The 16,239-nt window shown below is 63.2% G+C and carries 17 protein-coding genes; 10 read left to right on the top strand and 7 right to left on the bottom strand.

Translation table 11 applies throughout. From position 1 onward, the window contains the following. Positions 1-53: 53 nt before the first annotated feature. From rbfA to METAC_RS0112165, 4 genes are all read left to right on the top strand, one after another. Positions 54-479 carry a 30S ribosome-binding factor RbfA gene (rbfA, locus tag METAC_RS0112180; protein ID WP_026607252.1) on the top strand — a complete coding sequence of 142 codons (426 nt, stop codon included), beginning with the start codon at positions 54-56 and terminating at the stop codon, positions 477-479. Continuing rightward, on the top strand, positions 476-1,378 hold the full coding sequence (truB, locus tag METAC_RS0112175) for a tRNA pseudouridine(55) synthase TruB (protein WP_026607251.1): 903 nt from the start codon (positions 476-478) through the stop codon (positions 1,376-1,378). The genes rbfA and truB overlap by 4 nt, the downstream gene beginning before the upstream one ends. Positions 1,379-1,468: 90 nt before the next feature. After that, positions 1,469-2,854 (top strand): aldehyde dehydrogenase family protein, encoded by a 1,386-nt coding sequence (locus METAC_RS23400; RefSeq protein WP_036255511.1) that lies wholly within the window; start codon positions 1,469-1,471, stop codon positions 2,852-2,854. A 331-nt stretch (positions 2,855-3,185) separates the two neighbouring features. After that, positions 3,186-3,992, top strand: coding sequence for a DUF2189 domain-containing protein (locus METAC_RS0112165; RefSeq protein ID WP_026607250.1), 807 nt, complete (start codon positions 3,186-3,188; stop codon positions 3,990-3,992). 186 nt (positions 3,993-4,178) lie between these two features. Here METAC_RS0112165 and METAC_RS0112160 read toward each other — a convergent pair whose 3' ends face one another. From METAC_RS0112160 to METAC_RS0112150, 3 genes are all read right to left on the bottom strand, one after another. Next, positions 4,179-5,732, bottom strand: a complete 1,554-nt coding sequence (locus tag METAC_RS0112160) for a peptide ligase PGM1-related protein (protein WP_245257474.1) — start codon at positions 5,730-5,732, stop codon at positions 4,179-4,181. A gap of 170 nt (positions 5,733-5,902) precedes the next feature. Further along, entirely contained in the window at positions 5,903-6,646 is a 744-nt protein-coding gene (locus tag METAC_RS0112155) for a glycerophosphodiester phosphodiesterase family protein (RefSeq protein ID WP_026607248.1), read from the bottom strand. Continuing rightward, entirely contained in the window at positions 6,643-7,116 is a 474-nt protein-coding gene (locus METAC_RS0112150) for a RidA family protein (RefSeq protein ID WP_026607247.1), read from the bottom strand. Before METAC_RS0112150 ends, METAC_RS0112155 begins: the two co-directional genes overlap by 4 nt. A gap of 186 nt (positions 7,117-7,302) precedes the next feature. Here METAC_RS0112150 and METAC_RS0112145 point away from each other — a divergent pair, with 186 nt between their 5' ends. Continuing rightward, complete coding sequence (locus METAC_RS0112145; protein ID WP_026607246.1) at positions 7,303-8,202, top strand: cell envelope integrity EipB family protein; 900 nt, start codon at positions 7,303-7,305, stop codon at positions 8,200-8,202. A 53-nt stretch (positions 8,203-8,255) separates the two neighbouring features. Here METAC_RS0112145 and METAC_RS23395 read toward each other — a convergent pair whose 3' ends face one another. Further along, positions 8,256-8,726 (bottom strand): hypothetical protein, encoded by a 471-nt coding sequence (locus METAC_RS23395; protein ID WP_036255509.1) that lies wholly within the window; start codon positions 8,724-8,726, stop codon positions 8,256-8,258. A gap of 65 nt (positions 8,727-8,791) precedes the next feature. Here METAC_RS23395 and METAC_RS0112135 point away from each other — a divergent pair, with 65 nt between their 5' ends. The 5 genes from METAC_RS0112135 (at position 8,792) to METAC_RS0112115 (ending at position 13,373) form a co-directional block, all read left to right on the top strand. Beyond that, positions 8,792-9,586, top strand: coding sequence for a helix-turn-helix transcriptional regulator (locus tag METAC_RS0112135; RefSeq protein WP_026607245.1), 795 nt, complete (start codon positions 8,792-8,794; stop codon positions 9,584-9,586). Between the two features lie 170 nt (positions 9,587-9,756). Next, positions 9,757-10,518: a 5'/3'-nucleotidase SurE gene (surE, locus tag METAC_RS0112130; protein WP_026607244.1), complete on the top strand. Its 762-nt coding sequence runs from the start codon at positions 9,757-9,759 to the stop codon at positions 10,516-10,518. A gap of 31 nt (positions 10,519-10,549) precedes the next feature. Beyond that, positions 10,550-11,242 carry a protein-L-isoaspartate O-methyltransferase family protein gene (locus tag METAC_RS0112125; protein WP_245257473.1) on the top strand — a complete coding sequence of 231 codons (693 nt, stop codon included), beginning with the start codon at positions 10,550-10,552 and terminating at the stop codon, positions 11,240-11,242. Positions 11,243-11,542: 300 nt separating this feature from the next. Then, positions 11,543-12,589, top strand: coding sequence for a YeiH family protein (locus METAC_RS0112120; protein ID WP_198017276.1), 1,047 nt, complete (start codon positions 11,543-11,545; stop codon positions 12,587-12,589). A 76-nt stretch (positions 12,590-12,665) separates the two neighbouring features. Further along, positions 12,666-13,373: an RlmE family RNA methyltransferase gene (locus METAC_RS0112115; RefSeq protein WP_026607241.1), complete on the top strand. Its 708-nt coding sequence runs from the start codon at positions 12,666-12,668 to the stop codon at positions 13,371-13,373. 21 nt (positions 13,374-13,394) lie between these two features. Here METAC_RS0112115 and METAC_RS0112110 read toward each other — a convergent pair whose 3' ends face one another. From METAC_RS0112110 to METAC_RS0112100, 3 genes are all read right to left on the bottom strand, one after another. Further along, positions 13,395-14,807 (bottom strand): MFS transporter, encoded by a 1,413-nt coding sequence (locus tag METAC_RS0112110; protein ID WP_036255506.1) that lies wholly within the window; start codon positions 14,805-14,807, stop codon positions 13,395-13,397. An 89-nt stretch (positions 14,808-14,896) separates the two neighbouring features. Continuing rightward, on the bottom strand, positions 14,897-15,466 hold the full coding sequence (locus tag METAC_RS0112105; protein ID WP_051335546.1) for a TetR/AcrR family transcriptional regulator: 570 nt from the start codon (positions 15,464-15,466) through the stop codon (positions 14,897-14,899). A gap of 115 nt (positions 15,467-15,581) precedes the next feature. Next, positions 15,582-16,211: a pyridoxamine 5'-phosphate oxidase family protein gene (locus METAC_RS0112100; protein WP_026607238.1), complete on the bottom strand. Its 630-nt coding sequence runs from the start codon at positions 16,209-16,211 to the stop codon at positions 15,582-15,584. Positions 16,212-16,239: the final 28 nt, after the last annotated feature.

Here is a 16,239-nt window from a genome sequence, read left to right as displayed (position 1 = left end):
TTCAAGGCGATGAGACGCCTGAAGATCAGCGCTGAAAGGCGCCGGAGTTTTCCATGTCGAGAGGCCATCAGCAAGGCGGCGAGCCGTCGCAAAGAATGTTGCGCGTCGGCGAGCTTGTGCGTCACACGATGTCCGAGCTTCTGACCCGGTCGACGATCAATGACGCCGTGTTGGAAAATCTGGTCGTGACGGTTCCAGATGTTCGGATGAGTCCGGATCTGAAGCTCGCGACCATCTATGTCATGCCGCTCGGCGGCAAGAATATCAGCGACGTTCTCGCCGCGCTCGACCGCCATAAGAAGCTCTTGCGCGGCGAGATCGCGCGCCGAGTCAATCTCAAATTCGCGCCCGACATTCGCTTCAAGGCTGATCCGAGCTTCGACTATGGCGCGAAGATCGACGCTCTGCTTGACTCGCCGAAGGTCAAGCAGGATTTGGCGAAGAGCGAGTCCGTCGAGATATCGGATGAGGCCAAATGAACGCGCCGAGATCCTCGCGCATCGAGGTCAATGGCTGGGTCGTGCTCGACAAGCCTGTCGGGATGACCTCCACCCATGCAGTCTCTAGGCTGAAGCGCATCTTCAACGCCAAGAAAGCCGGGCACGCCGGCACGCTCGATCCGCTGGCCTCGGGGATCTTGCCGGTCGCGTTCGGAGAGGCGACGAAAACCGTGCCTTTCGTGCAGGACGGCGAGAAGGCCTATCGCTTCACGGTCCGCTGGGGCGCGGAGACCAACACCGATGACGCGGACGGCGTCGTCACGGCGCGATCGGAGAGTCGCCCGCAGGAGGCCGAAATTCTGGGGCTCTTGCCGCGCTTCGTCGGAACGATCGAGCAAAAGCCGCCGGCCTTTTCCGCGATCAAGGTCAATGGCGAGCGCGCCTATGACCTCGCCCGCGACGGCGAGGCGCCGGATCTCGCCCTCCGGCCGGTGACGATCCATTCGCTCGAACTGACGAGCGCAGGTCCTGAGGAAGCGGTGTTCGAGGCGCGTTGCGGCAAGGGCACCTATGTGCGCGCCATTGCGCGCGACCTCGGCCGCGCGCTCGGTTGCCTCGGCCATGTGTCCGCCCTGCGCCGAACCCGCGTCGGTCCGTTTCGTGAAGCCGACGCGGTCACGCTCGCCGATCTGACGGATGGCCCGATCGGCGCCGGGGCCATGCGCCGGGTCGAAGCCGGCCTCATGGAAATGCCGCGAATCATGGTCGATCGTGATGCTGCGGCGAAACTTCGTCGCGGACAGCCGGCATTGCTGCGTGGCGCCGACGCGCCGATGGACGGCGCGGCCTATGCTGTGTGCGGCGGCGCCGTGATCGCCGTCGGCATGGTCGAAAACGGCGAGCTTGTCCCTGGCCGCGTCTTCAATCTGCCCTTTTAGCGGCCTGGCGGCGGCGCAGAGCGACTAGGCCGGATCGATCAAAAGCGCTATCCTTTCGTCCTCATCCCGCTTGCTGAAAGGGACGAGGACATGGCGTCAGCGGATTTCGCGGAATTGGTCGCCGAGCGCCGCAAGACCTTCCTAACCGGCAAGACGCGTTCGGTGGAATGGCGCGAGGCCCAGCTCAGAGCCCTGCACGCACTCATGAGCGAGCGGGCGCAGGATTTCTACGACGCCTTGTGGAGCGATTTGCGCCGCAATCGTGTTGACGCGGATTTCACCGACGTCAAATTCATCGCCGATGAGGCGGCCTATGCGCTGCGGCGTCTGCGAAGCTGGATGCGGCCGAAGCGCGTGAGCGCTCCTCCTTTCCTGAAGCCCGGCCATGTCGATGTGCGCTACGACCCGCTCGGGGTTGGGTTGATCATTGGCGCTTGGAACTATCCGATCATGCTCTGCCTGTCGCCGCTGGTCGCAGCGATCGCGGGTGGAAATGCGGCGGTGATCAAACCGTCTGAGGCGGCTCCGGCCTGCGCCGAAGCGATCGCGCGCCTCGCGCCGCTGTATCTCGATCCCGACGCCATTTCGGTCGTGACCGGCGGCGTTCCCGAGACGACGGCGCTTTTGGAGCAGGGCTTCGACCATATATTTTTCACAGGCGGACCTCCGATCGGCAAGGTTGTCATGGCCGCCGCCGCCAAGCGCCTGATTCCCGTCGTGCTGGAACTCGGCGGCAAGAACCCGACGATCGTTCATTCGTCGGCTGATTTGCGCGTCGCCGCGCGCCGCATCGCGCAAGGCCGCTGGACAAACGCCGGGCAGACCTGCACCGCGCCCGATCATGTGCTGGTCTTCAAGGATGTCGCGCAGGAATTTCTCCGCCATCTAAAGGAGGCGGCGATCGCCTTTTATGGCGACGATCCACAGCGAAGCCCGGACTATGGGCGGATCGTCAACGCGCATCATTTCGACCGACTCCTCAATCTTCTCGGAAGCGGCGAGATCCATCATGGCGGCCAGCACGATCGAGAAGAGCTGTTCATCGCGCCGACGATTCTCGTGAATGCGGCAAGCCATTCTCCGATCATGGAAGAGGAGATCTTCGGCCCGCTTCTCCCGGTGATAGAGATCGACAGCGTCGAGGCGGCGATCGCTTCCATCAACGCCCGGCCGAGCCCGCTCGGCCTCTATGTGTTCGCCGATGACGCAAAAATCGTGGAGCGGATTCTTGCGGCGACGGCGTCGGGCGACGCAGCGGTCAATGATTGCACTGTCCAGCCTCTTGTCCGCAACTTGCCCTTTGGCGGCGTCGGAAATTCCGGCATGGGCAAATATCACGGCGAGTGGGGCTTCCACGCCTATGTCAATGCGCGCGGCGTTCTCTATCGCAGCACATGGTTCGACCCGGACGTGCGCTATCCCCCTTATAGCTTGCGGCAACGGTTGCGTCGTCTCGTGATGCGTTTCGGCATGTAGGAAGTTTGTTGCAAGCCTAACCACAGCCATGAGCAAGGGCGTGGTGCAGCGTTTTGCCACCACATGCGGCGCTGCAACATAGGCTGAGCGACGCCTGTTGCTTAAGAAAGCCAACAGCTCCGCTTGGAACAATTGGCGTCGCGGCGCGTAGTCTATCCAAGGCGTGAGCCTAGGATTGCCGCCTGGCGACATGCGATCGCGCGCGACAAGCCTAAAAGAGAGGCGTATAATTTTTCTCAATGTGTAGGTCGCGGCTCCGCGTGACCAACCGCTTAGCGTCGGCGTCACCGTGGTCCGCGGCCGAGTAAGACTCGGTTCAGGAGGAGCACGTATGGCGCATTTTCATGTGTTCGTCGGCCCGGACGCAAGTCCCGCCTATCCGATGGTCCGAAAGATTGGCGTGGCCGACCTCAGGGACGCTCTCGCCAAAGGCATAGCCGATTTTATGGCGATGCCCTCGCATCTGGTTTTCTTGGGCCTAATCTATCCGATCGTCGGCGTCGCGATCGCGCGGGCGACCTCGGACCAAAACGCTCTGCCCATGCTCTATCCGCTCATGTTCGGCTTCGCCATGATCGGGCCTTTCGCGGCGATTGGGCTTTACGAGATGAGCCGCCGACGGGAACTCGGCCTCGACATTTCTTGGTCGCACGCATTCGAGGTGCGCCATTCTCCCTCTGTGCCTTCGATCCTGATGCTTGGCCTTGCGCTGATGGTGATTTTCCTCATCTGGCTCACGACCGCCCGATTGCTTTATCAGGCGCTTTTCGGCCCAGCCGCGCCACACTCCTATGTGAATTTTCTTCATGAGGTCTTCGTCACCCCGAAAGGCTGGGCGCTCATCATCCTAGGCAATGCTTTGGGCTTGATCTACGCCGCCGTCTCCTTGAGCATCAGCGTCGTTTCATTTCCATTGTTGCTCGATCGGGACGTCGGCGTGACCGCGGCCGTCTATACGTCGATCGCAGCGGTGCGCAAGAACCCCGGGCCTATGGCGCTTTGGGGCCTGATCATCATCATATCTGTGGCGATCGGCTTTTCTCTTCTCTTTGTCGGCCTCGCGGTCGTCATGCCCGTCCTCGCTCACGCGAGTTGGCACCTTTACCGCCGGACCGTACAGAATGTGGTTCATTCCTAGACCCGTGTAGGTCACGATGATTTTGGATCGAGCGATCCAAAATCATCGTCGCGAGAATGGAGCGGCCCCGACCGAAAGGCGCGAGGCCACGCCTAAAGCTTCGTCGTCGAAGAGAGCCGATCGTGCGGGCGTCGCATGCGCGAGCGCGGTCCGTGCAGGTTGCGGCTTTAGCGAGAGCGCGAGGCGTCACGCGTGCGCCGCCGCTTGCTCGCGATCGAGCACGGCGATGACGTCGCGATAGAGCCGATCGGCCTCGTCGCGGGAGGGCGCGACGCAAACGATCCCGACTTTGCCGAATTCGGAGAGCGCGCCGATCAAATGGAAGACGACGCCTTGTTGCGTGGCGCGATTGAAATGCAGCCCGTTCAACGCCGCGATGTCGAGAAGATCCGCCGGCGTAAGGCCGCGATAGATGGGCGCCTCGAGATTGTCCGACGCATAATAGCAACGGGAAGCGCCTGACGGCAGGGTGAACTCTCCGCGCAGGGAATCATATCTTCCGTCGGTGAGGAATTGAAGCATCATGAACGGATGAGTCGTTCCGCCTTTGCGCAGATTGATTTCAATCGCGTGATGGCGCCAAGCGGATCCGTCCCACACGGAAAGAAAGTCGATGCCGAACCGTCCGAGCACGCCTCGGTCGCGTAAAATATGGGCCGCCTTTAATCCTTCGTTCTGAATCTCGAGCCGATAGGACTCGTCGGCCGGAAAGCGACAGCCGAGAAAGATCTGGTCGGATCGGCCGCCGAGCACTTGATCATGCGTCGAGATCGCGTCGATTTGACCGAGCGGATCGATCCGATATTGCGCCGAGGGCGAGCGTCTTATGGCGCCCTCGATGAATTCCTCCGCGATCGCGCCCATCTCCTCGATCTTCGCGCTAAAGGCTTCCCAAGACATGCCGCGCGCCTCAAAGGAGAGCGCAGGCAGCCTCGATTTGATCCAAGCCTCAAGGCCGCTTCGCTCAGGGGCGCCTTCGAAGCTGAAAATCGCATTGCCTTCCCCCGAGAAGCCTTCATTGAGCTTCACCACTGCGCGGCGCAGGGCGGGATTGCGGCGCTTCAGCCCGCCGAGCGCCGCGACGAGATCATGCGCGTCGGCGACGCCCTCGACGCCCTCCGGGATCGGAACGCCCGCCTCGCGAAGGATCGTGCGGCCGCCGCTTTTCGATCCGAGAGGAAGAAGGGAAGGGTCGCAGCCGTAAATCGGCACGCCCAATTTTACCGCCAATGCGCGTTCGAGCGGCGAAACATTGAAGCATGACATATGCGCCGTCGCCGAATCGGCGATCGCATCGCGCAGCCGCGCGATTAATCTTGGGCGCGCCAGGATTTTGGCGGCGAGCGGCTGCGCGCTCGCGTCGAAACAAGACAGAAGCGTCAAGCGCCGGCGCGCATGGGCCGCCGGTATGCCCGGCAGCAAATGGAGATAATAATCAATGATCTCTTCGGGCAGCGGCTGGCTGGTCACATAGATGATCCGTGTGCGCGGCAGCTTCAAAAGCATGAGCATGCACAGCAGGCGCTCTTCGTAATGATGGGCGCCCGTCAGCCGCGCGAGCACGTCCTGGTCAAGGCTCAGGCTCGGGATGATGACGACGGTGCGGGACGCGCTCGGGTCGGGAAATATGTCGCGGAAAAGCGCAGGCAAGCGAGCCTGCAGGGCTTGGAAAATGGCGAGTTCGACCGAGGAACCGGCCTGCGGCTTCTCGACGGACTGCTCCATCTCGGTGTTGCTCAAAGCGCGTTTCCTCATGGACGCAGCGGCCGCGCCTCGTCCTGGTCCGTGCTGGCGGACGAGACAAGGACGCGGCGTAACCGGATGCATGGAGACATATCGCGCAGATGCGCATTTTCGATGGGCGGCGCACGACGAAGAGCGGAGCATGGGCGCTTAGAACGCCGCCGCGATCACGCCTCGAAGCCTTCGAAAATGATCTGGTCCGCCCAGGGCGCCGCGGCCGTCCGAGCCTCGTGCGAACGCACGGTCCATGTGACGACTGGAAGTCCGATTCCGGCGCGAAACAGTTGCGGAATGGCATGGGGCAAATCGCCGACGCGCCAGGAGAGGAAATTAGGCGCGACGCGCGCATAATCGCAGAGAGTCGTCAAAAGGGAGCGGCGCTCGGGGGTCAGATGCGCCCAATCTTCCTCGTCGCCATAATGCGCCTGGGCGATGAGGCCGAGCGGGCAGGCGACGCCGGCTGCGCGGATATGGGCGAGGACCTCGGGATCGAAGCTCTTCAAATAGAGCGCGCCGCCATAGCTGGCGGCAAGTTCGATTGCGCGATCCGCCAGGCGCAAGTCCCCGTCGAAACGGCTTTTGATCTCGACGACGAGTGGAGCCTGGCCGCGCACCTCGATCAGCAGCTGGGGAAGCGTAGCTATTCGTTCGTCGCCTTCCCTGAAGGGGATCGCGCCGAGCTCGCGGGCGGTGAAGGCGTCGAGGCGGCCGTCGGCCTGGAGCAGGCGGTCGAGGCGAAAATCATGGAAGACCATCGCCTCGCCGTCCTTGGAGCGCTGAATGTCGCATTCGATCGCATAGCCCTTGGCGATCGCGGCGGCGGCGGCGGCGAGCGTGTTCTCGACTCGCTTCTCCGCCTTGGAATGCAGGCCGCGATGAGCGATCGGTCGTTTGAGCAAGCGCTCGATCAACTGGCGATCTCGAACAGGGCTTCGACCTCGACGGCGCTGTCGAGCGGCAGTTCGGCCACCCCGACGGTCGAGCGCGCGTGGCGGCCGATGTCGCCGAGCGCCGCGACGATGAGATCGGAGGCGCCGTTCATGATCGGGGCGATCGACGAGAAGCCGGGCGCGGCGTTGATGAAACCGCCCAATCGGACGCAGCGGGAAATCCGGTCGAGATCGCCGAGCGCCGCCTTCGCCTGAGCCAGGAGGTTGACGGCGCAAAGCCGCGCCGCCGCCTGGCCGGCCTCGTTCGATACATTCGCGCCCACTTTGCCGACATGGGCCGGATCAAGCTTTCCGTCCGCGCCGAGCGCGAGTTGGCCGGAAATGACGAGGAGGGCCCCCGAGACGACGAACGGGACATAATTGGCGACCGGCGCAGCTGGAACGGGCAGCGCCACGCCCATGGCGGCCAATCTGTCTTCAACCTTGCTCATCTATGAAATTCCCCCGTTGAATATTGACATAATATATATTGCCGAGTCGGGCGGCGAAATCCCCGGCCGTTGTAAAGATGGGCCGGTTCCGGTTGCAACCCGGGCGCTCGGTCTCTAAAATTTTACCTTCGGCAGCTAGGGTTCCCTATCCTTGCGTCGCTGAATCTTCGTTCGAGGAACAACGATATGCTTGCTTCGCACGCCCGCTTCCTAATTTCCGGCGCGTGGGCCCTGGCCCTGACGTCCCTCGGGCCTCTTGCGCTGACGGCCATGGCCGCAAACACCGCGCCGAACCGAGTCGCGCCCGAGAACAAGGCCAAGACTGCAATAGCGGACGGAGTTTCGCTCGCCTCGCATCGCGCGGTCTATGAGCTGACCTTGGCGAAATCGGTCGGGACCAAAAGCCCGACCGCGGCGCATGGACGAATCGCATTCGATTTTGCCGGCTCCCCCTGCGAGGGCTATGTCCAGAATTTCCGCCAATTGACCGAGCTGCAGCCGGCCGAAGGGCCAACCCGGATCTCGGACATGCATTCGGCGACCTTCGAGGATTTTGACGGGAAGAGTTTCGACTTCAAGATGCGGACCAGCGTCGACAATGGAGCTGCGGAAACGGTCGACGGCAAGGCGTCGAAAGCCGCCAACGGGCCCTTGTCGGTCAATCTCGCCAAGCCGAAGCGCAGCAAATTCGATCTGGCCCCCGACGTGGTCTTTCCGACCGAGCATTTGAAGAGAATCCTCGCCGCCGCTCAGGCCGGCCAGAATCTCATCGAGGTCAAAGTCTATGACGGCTCCGAGACCGGCGAAAAAGTTTACGAGACGACGACTTTCATCGGCCATCCCATCGCTGCGCCCGCGACGGAAAAAGCGGCACATATTCCGCAGCTCGAAAAGCTGAGGCGCTGGCCCGTCTCGATTAGCTATTTCGAGGCCGGCAAGAAGGATGACGGACCCGCCTACACCCTGTCCTTCGATCTCTATGAAAACGGCATATCCCGCGCTCTTAAGCTCGACTATGGCGATTTCGTTCTCGCCGGCGAAATGTCGAGCCTCGAGCTTCTGAACGAGCCGAGCTGCCCCAAATAGGCGCGCGACGCCGCGGCGAGCCCGCAGCCCACGGCAAGGCGCTGGTCCGATTTTCATCCAGCCTGGAAATCGGATTTCGATTTCTTACTCGCGGATGCGTCCCGGGCCGCCCAGGCTGCTCTGAAAATCAGCGCCGCGGCAGCCAGAAGCCCGACTGTCGCCAAGGTGAAGCTCACGCCGGCCTGCACCGGAAAATAGGGCTCGACCGGCGCCGCAGCTACGATTTTTGGCGTCAAGGCGCGCTTCAAGAACCCCAACGGATTCATGATCGCGCCGTAGCTTGCCGCGCCCACCACCCAGTAGGGCGGATCGATTGAAAATAGTTTAAAAAGACCAAAAAATATAAATAGGAACTGCGCCATCATCAGGTAGTCGATATGCGCTCTGATAAGGTCTTTGCGCTCGACGATGAGTCCCGCGAGTTTTCCGTTCGGAAAAAACAAGGTGACGCCTAGTACCCAAGCGAGGACGAGAGCGATCGCAAGGCATAGGATGGCGATGGCGAGCAGAAGCAGGTTGCGCATGTCGGTTTGTCCAAAGAGGGTTGAACCTGTGGACGGCGACCAAAGCAGGAAAAGCGGGGGCGCGCTTGTATGAACGTGCTGCGGCGGCGCCTTCTGCGCCCGTCTCGCTCGTCCACATGGATGAAGGCCGCGCGCTTTGGCTCGGCGCAAGGGGCTATCTTGCGAGCCACAATGGCGGCGCGCCCGTTTACCTTGTCGGACTTTATGGAAAGTTTCGTCTGCGGATGAGGGGCGGGGACTGGCGGCTTTGCCGCGCTGCCGTCATTCCGCCTGGGCTCTGGCACGAACTGGACTTTTTTGGCGAGCCTTTCGCAGCCCTCTATTTGGAGCCGAATGTCGGCGGCGCTGAAAGTCTTTTTCCTTTCCTCAGAGAGAAGGACGCGGCCGACGGCGTGGCGTTCGGCGCGCCCGACGAAGTCGATCTGATGCGCTCTCTCTATGAGCGCCCAGACGGCGAACGCGCGGCCGGCCTCCAACTCGATGATCTGTTGGCCTTCTCAAACAAAATCGCCGATGCCGCGCCGATCGATCCGCGTTTGCGCGCCGTCGTCGATTTCCTTCAGGCGCACTGCGAGGATCTCACGCCGGTCGCCGATCTCGCGGGGCGGGTCGGCCTGTCGGGATCGCGCTTCCAGCATCTCTTCACGGCGCAAATCGGCGCGCCCTTCCGACGCTATCGCGCCTGGAACAGATTGCGCTCGGCTTGCCGCGCGTTGGCGAGGGGCCAGTCGGTCACGATGGCGGCGCTGGAGGCGGGGTTTTTCGATTCGGCGCATCTCGCCCACGAGTTCCGCAAAACGTTCGGCTCGACGCCGTCAGCCCAAGGAAAACAGGCGACGCATCTCGGCGCGATTCGCTAAGCGCTGCAGTCGTCGCCGGCCTTTTTCCCAAGCCGCATGGGTTTGCAATAACCGGCGGGTAGGGGAGGTTCGAAAAGTTATTGCGCGAGTAGAGAATATTGGCGCATTTCCACGGGAGGAGCGCGGCCGCCGAACCGACGGCCTACGAATCGACGCTCGGGAGCCGCCCAATGCGAATCTTGGTCACCAATGACGACGGAGTCCATGCTCCGGGCCTGGCCGTGCTCGAACGGATCGCCCGGACCCTGACCGACGACGTCCTGGTCGTCGCCCCAGAGACCGATCAGTCCGGCGTCGCCCATTCCCTATCGCTCAACGATCCCCTGCGCATGCGCAAGATTTCCGAGCGCCATTACGCGGTCAAAGGCACGCCCACGGATTGCGTCATTATGGGCGCGCGCCGAATTCTCAATGGAGCAAAGCCGGATCTCGTCTTGTCTGGTGTGAATTGCGGGCAGAATGTCGCTGAGGACGTCATCTATTCCGGCACGATCGCCGGTGCCATGGAGGGTGCGGTCCTTGGCGTGCCGTCCATCGCCCTGTCGCAGGCCTATAGTCCGGCGACCGGCCGCGAAGGCGTCCATTGGAATTGCGCCGAAGCGCTCGCGCCTGCCCTGATCGGCAAGATTCTAGCCGAGGGCGTGCCGCAAAATATCGTGATGAACGTCAATTTTCCGGCTTGCGCGCCTGATGAGGTTCAGGGCGTCGCGGTGACGGCTCAGGGTCGCCGCGGCTATTTGGTGAAGGTCGACGCGCGCGCCGACGGGCGCGGCAATCCCTATTATTGGATCGGGTTCGACAAGGATCATCTTGTTCCCGGCGAAGGAACCGATCTCGAGGCCTTGGCGCGCAAAATGGTCTCCGTGACGCCGCTGCGGCTCGATTTGACCCATGAAGCTTCGCTCGCCCGCTATGCGCGGGCCTTGTCCTGAAGGAAGGCGGATTCTGAGGGAGGACGGCGCCATGGAGCCGATGTGGCAAGAGCCCGCGCGAAAGGACGAGGCTTTAGCCTCGGCGCAGGCCAAGGCCGCGTTCCTCCTGACGATGCGCGCGCGCGGGATCCAGGATCTCGGCGTCCTGCGCGCGCTCGAGTTGGTCCCTCGCGAGATTTTCGTGCCGCATCGCTATGCCGACCTCGCCCGCCGCCAGCTCGCGCTGCCGCTCCGTTGCGGCCAGACCTTGCCGGAGCCCTGGCTCGCCGCCCGCATGATCGAGGCGCTCGCGCCGTCCCCGAACTGCCGGGTGCTCGAGATCGGGACGGGGTCAGGATATGCGACCGCGCTTCTCGCAAGGCTCGCGCGAGAAGTGATCTCGGTCGAACGGTTCCAAAGTCTCGCGATCGAGGCCGGCGCTAGGCTGGCCCGGCTGGCGATCGACAATGCCGGCGTCACATGGGGCGACGGGTTGACGATAGGTCCGGCCGCTGGACCCTTCGATCGAATCATCGTGCAGGGCGCGCTCGCCGAAATCCCGGCTAGCCTCGCCGCCGCGCTCGCTCCGGATGGCGTCTTGGTGACGGCGCGTCCCGACCCGGCGGCGGAAGCCCGTCGACAGGTCGTGCGGATGACGCGCAACGAAGCCGGCGATCTCGACGAGACGGTCATTTGTCCTTGTCGCCTTCAGGCGATCCTACCCGGCGAGGCGAGGGCGCTCTAAGGGGACTGTTCGAAGCCTGAGGGCGTCAGCTTCGACGCTTGCCCCGTTTTTCGAGACGCCATTTGATGTGGAGGCGGCTCCTAAAAATGTGAGGGGAGGGTTTTCCAAATGGCGTCTTGCTTCTGCTAAAGGGAGCGCCAAGGGCGCAGCTCGAAGGCTACGCCTTAGACGGATCGACGTTCGTTGCGCCCGGTGCGCAAGGCGCTGATTCAAACCAGCTCATGAATTAGGCGACCGATGGCCAACGATCTCGAAACCGACGCCGAGGCGGTGCAGGCAATCTTCCAGTCCCTCGGCGGAATGGAGGGGCTGTCGAGCCCCGCCGTCGCTCCGCCCCGGGCAGCAGCCGCGCGTGCGGCGCCTCGCCTGGCGATGTTGCGCGCCGTCTACCCCGGCTTTCTCGTCGCGGCGACCGTGGCGCTGGCCTCGACCTGGCTCTCGCAGCATTATGGCGCGCCGGTCATGCTTTTCGCCCTTCTTTTTGGCATGGCCTTTCAATTCCTGCATGAGGAGGGGCGCTGCGTCAGCGGCATCGAGTTTTCCTCGAAGGCGGTGTTGCGGCTGGGCGTCGCTTTGCTCGGCGCGCGCATCACCGCCGCGCAAATTATGAGCCTCGGCGCCATGCCGATCGCGACCGTCGTCGTCGCCGTGGCCGCGACCATCGCCATCGGATATTTGGCCGCGCGGGCCCTGGGGCAGAGCCGCTCGTTCGGCATTTTGTCCGGCGGCTCCGTCGGCATTTGCGGCGCATCGGCCGCGCTCGCCATCGCCTCGGTGTTGCCGCGGGACGCCAAGACGGAGCGCGACACAATTCTCACCGTCGTCACCGTGACCGCGCTCTCCACCCTCGCCATGATCCTCTATCCGCTGATCGCCACCGGAGTCGGCCTTGATCATGTGCGCGCCGGCATCTTCCTCGGAGGCACCATCCATGATGTGGCTCAGGTGGTCGGCGCCGGCTATACGATTTCGCCGGAGACAGGGGATATCGCGACTTATGTGAAGCTGCTGCGCGTGGCGATGCTGCTGCCGGTGGTGTTCATCATCGCCTTCGTCATCTCGAAGCGCGGCGCAGCGCAAGCCGGACCGAAGCCGCCGGTCCCGTTGTTCCTTCTCGGCTTTGCTGCCCTCGTCGCCGTCAATAGTCTCGGCCTCCTCCCCAAGCCGGTCACCGACGCCGCCAATGATCTGTCGCGCTGGTCCCTCGTCACGGCGATCGCCGCGCTCGGCATGAAAACCTCCTTCAAGGAGCTGATCGCCGTCGGCTGGCGCCCGATCGCGGTGATGCTGATCGAGACCTTTGCGATCGGCGCCATCGTCATGGCCGCCGTTCAAATCTTCCACTGACGGACGCGTGCTTTGCGCGCAAGGCGCACCTGGCCCATAGTGAGGCGGCAATCGCCGCTTCAGCCTGGATATTTTCTTGACGGGATCGAACAATTCTTCCGGCCGCGAAGGCGGGCGCTCACTCAAGACGCGGGTCAAGACCGCGCGAAAGCGCTCGCTTTCCTCGACCCTCTGGCTCGAGCGCCAACTCAACGATCCCTATGTGGCGCGGGCCAAGCGCGAGGGGTTTCGCTCCCGCGCGGCCTATAAGCTTCTTGAGATCGACGAGCGCTATCGTTTTCTTAAAGGCGGTCAAAGGATCGTGGACCTCGGGGCCGCGCCGGGCGGCTGGTCGCAGGTGGCGGCGCAGAAGGTCGGCGCGGAACAGGGCCGGGGGAGGGTCATCGGCATCGACCTTCTCGAGATGGAGCCGGTGCCAGGCGTCGAGTTCAAGGTCATGGATTTCCTAAGCGAGGACGCGCCGCCGCGCCTTCTCGAATGGCTCGACGGCAAGGCCGACGTCGTCTTGTCCGATATGGCCGCCAACGCGACTGGGCATAAGAAGACCGATCAGTTGCGCATCATCGGGCTGGTCGAGCTCGCCGCCGATTTCGCTTGCGAAGTTCTGGCCGAAGGCGGCGCCTTCCTCGCCAAGGTGATTCAAGGCGGTACGGAGAATGAGCTGCTCACGAGGCTCAAGCGAGAATTCGCCACGGTCCGCCACGTCAAGCCGCAGGCGAGCCGCGCCGATTCGGCCGAGCTTTATGTTCTCGCGACCGGGTTTCGCGGCGCCGGCAAAGGCTGAGCTTTTGCGGCCGAGCGAATTTTACCGCTCGAGCTGAGACGCCTCCTTGGCGCGGCGCGGCGCGAGTTCGGACCCGGCATCGCGCGGCAGGCTCAAGAACGTCGGAACTGAGCTCAGGGAAACCAGGCCCATCGCCAGAAAGGCCCAACGAAAATTCTCGGCGTCGAAGACATCCGCGTCGCCATTGAGCCGCGCCGCCGTCTGCAGCGCTGCGGCGCCGGCGGCGATGCCAAGGCTCAGCGACAATTGCTGCGCGACCGAGGCGAAGCTGACCGCCCTGCTCATTTCGGCCGGCGTAATCTCGGCATAGGCGATGGCGTTGAGGCTCGTGAACTCGAGCGATTTGACGAAGCCGGAAATGAAGAGCGCGCTCATCATGATCACAAGGGGCGTCGCCGGGGTGAAGAATCCATAGGCGCCGAGAAAGAGGGCGCTCAAGGTCGCGGCGCCCACAAGCGTGCGGCGAAAGCCGACCAAGCGCAGGATCGGGGCGGCGGTCGTCTTCATCAGCATCGCGCCGGCCGAGCCGATGAAGGTGATTGAGCCGGATTGAAACGGGGTCATGCCAAAGCTCATTTGCAGCATGAGCGGCAGCAGAAAGGGGATCGAGCCGACGCCGATGCGAAAGAGCGATCCGCCGGTGAGGCCGGCGCGAAAGGTCGGGACGGCGAGAAGCCTGAGGTCGAGCAGGGGAAAGTCGGCGCGGCGCGCGTGGAAGAAATAGGCGGTCAGGGACAAGGCGCCTAGGCCGATGAGCGGAAGCGTCGTTTCGAACCGCGTCAGACCGCGTCCCGCCAGGGCGAGGCCGAAAATCAACAAGGAAAGGCCGAGGCCGGAATAGACGAAGCCCTTGATGTCGAGCGGCCAGGGGGCCTCCTCCCGGACGTCCTCGATATAAATCGACGCCAGGACGATGCCGACGACGCCGATCGGCACATTGATCCAGAAAATCCAACGCCAATGAAAATAGGTCGTGATGAAGCCGCCGAGCAGAGGCCCGGCGAGCGGGCCGAGGAGGGCGGGGACGGTCAGATAGGAGAGCGCGCGAACGAGATCGGCGCGATCGACCGAACGCAGCAGGAGGAGCCGCCCCACCGGCGTCATCATCGCGCCGCCGAGGCCCTGAAGCACACGGGCGGCGACCAGCTCCGAGAGATCGCGCGCGAAGCCGCAAAAGATCGATCCGAGGGTGAAGACGACGATCGCCAGCCGGAAGATGTTCCTGGCGCCAAATCGGTCGGCGATCCAGCCACTCGCCGGAATGAAGACCGCGAGCGAGACCAGATAGGAGGTCATCGCGAGCTTCAAGGAGATCGGATCGTCGTGGAGATCGAGGGCGATGGCCGGCAGCGAAGTCGAAATCACCGTGGCGTCGAGATTTTCCATGAACAGAGCGCAGGCGACGATCAGCGCGGTGACGAGATAGCGAGGCAAGACCCGGGGGCTCCTTGATCGTCGGCGGAGCAGGGCGTTCCGGCGCCCATGCGTGCTTTCGCGCCGATGCCGTCGCCGACTGCCGCGCATCAGGCCATAAGGATCTTGCGCACGCGCTCGATGGCGTCACGGAAAATATCGAGCCGTTCCGTCGCGCGCGCGACGATCAAGGCGCCTTCGATCGTGATGATCGCCGCAGCGGCGCGCTCGCCCGCCTCGTTCGCGCTTATCCCGCTCTCCCGCAACGCCGTCGCGACGGCGTCGATCCAGTCGCGGATGAGGGCGCCGACATCAGCTTCGCTCGGACTGGTCCCGCGGCTGAGCATCATGCTGGCGACGAGGCAGGGCGCCGCGCCGCCGTCATAAAGCGCGCCGATCGCAGTCAGCATGGCGGCCACCCGATCCTTGAGCGGACCCGGCCCGCGCAGAGTCGCGAACACATGCGCGTCCATCCACTGTTTGGCGAAGGCGACAACGGCCGCCGCCATGTCCGCCTTGCCACCTGGGAAATGATAATAGAGGCTCGATTTGCCAAGCCCCGTCGCCCGCGAAATCTCGCCGATCGAGACGCCTTCATAGCCGGCGCGGCGGAAAAGCTCGAATAAGCGAAGAATAATCTCGTCGCGCGAGCTCGGCGACGGCGGGATGTCCTTGGTCATCAGCCCATCAAATTCTCGAATCTTGGCCGCGGGGGCATGGCAAAGCGAACAGGCGAAGCGCGCGACAAGGGCCTAGCTGACCGCCAATGCGCCCGCCCAAGCGTCGCAAACGTGCTTAACGGATCTTTTGCTGATCCAAAAGAGCATCGCGCAAGGCGGCGTTTTCAACTGTGAGCGCGGCGATTAGCGTTTCGAGCCGATGGATCGCCGCCGCGGCCGTTTCGGCGTCGATTTTGCGCGGAATGTGCTGAGGGCAATTCGCGTCCCAGGCCTCGACCGTCAGCAGGATCGCCTGTTCGGCGCGGGCCTTATATCCTTTGGGCGTCAACCGCGCGATCAAGTCGGCGTCGTCTTCGACGGTTCTCGCGCGGCCCCAGATTTTTACTCTGCGCCGATTCTCGTAATCCATCAGAAACAGAAAGGCCCGATCATTCTCGGCGAGATTGCCGAGGGTGACATATTGGCGATTGCCAGCGAAATCGGCGAAGCCGAGCGTGCGCGAATCGAGCGCCTTGATGAAACCCTTGGGCCCGCCGCGATGCTGCGCATAGGGCTGCCCCGCCGCATTGGCCGTGGCGAAATAGGCCGTATCGATTTCGCCGAGAAAACGCTCGAGATCGGGCGTGATCGCGACCTCGAACCCGCCGCGCGCCTCCTGTTTCGCATAGGCGGCGCGCGACCCGCGGCGTTCTTGGATCGCTTTCACGCTCGGGCTGAAGGCTATGTCGCTCGACGGCGTTGACATGGTCTGTCCTCGTCAGCTTCGAGCCCGG

Source organism: Methylocapsa acidiphila B2 (assembly GCF_000427445.1).
Lineage (GTDB): Bacteria > Pseudomonadota > Alphaproteobacteria > Rhizobiales > Beijerinckiaceae > Methylocapsa > Methylocapsa acidiphila.
The sequence above is the reverse complement of the archived record's forward strand: the minus strand, read 5'-3'. Positions and strand labels throughout refer to the sequence as shown.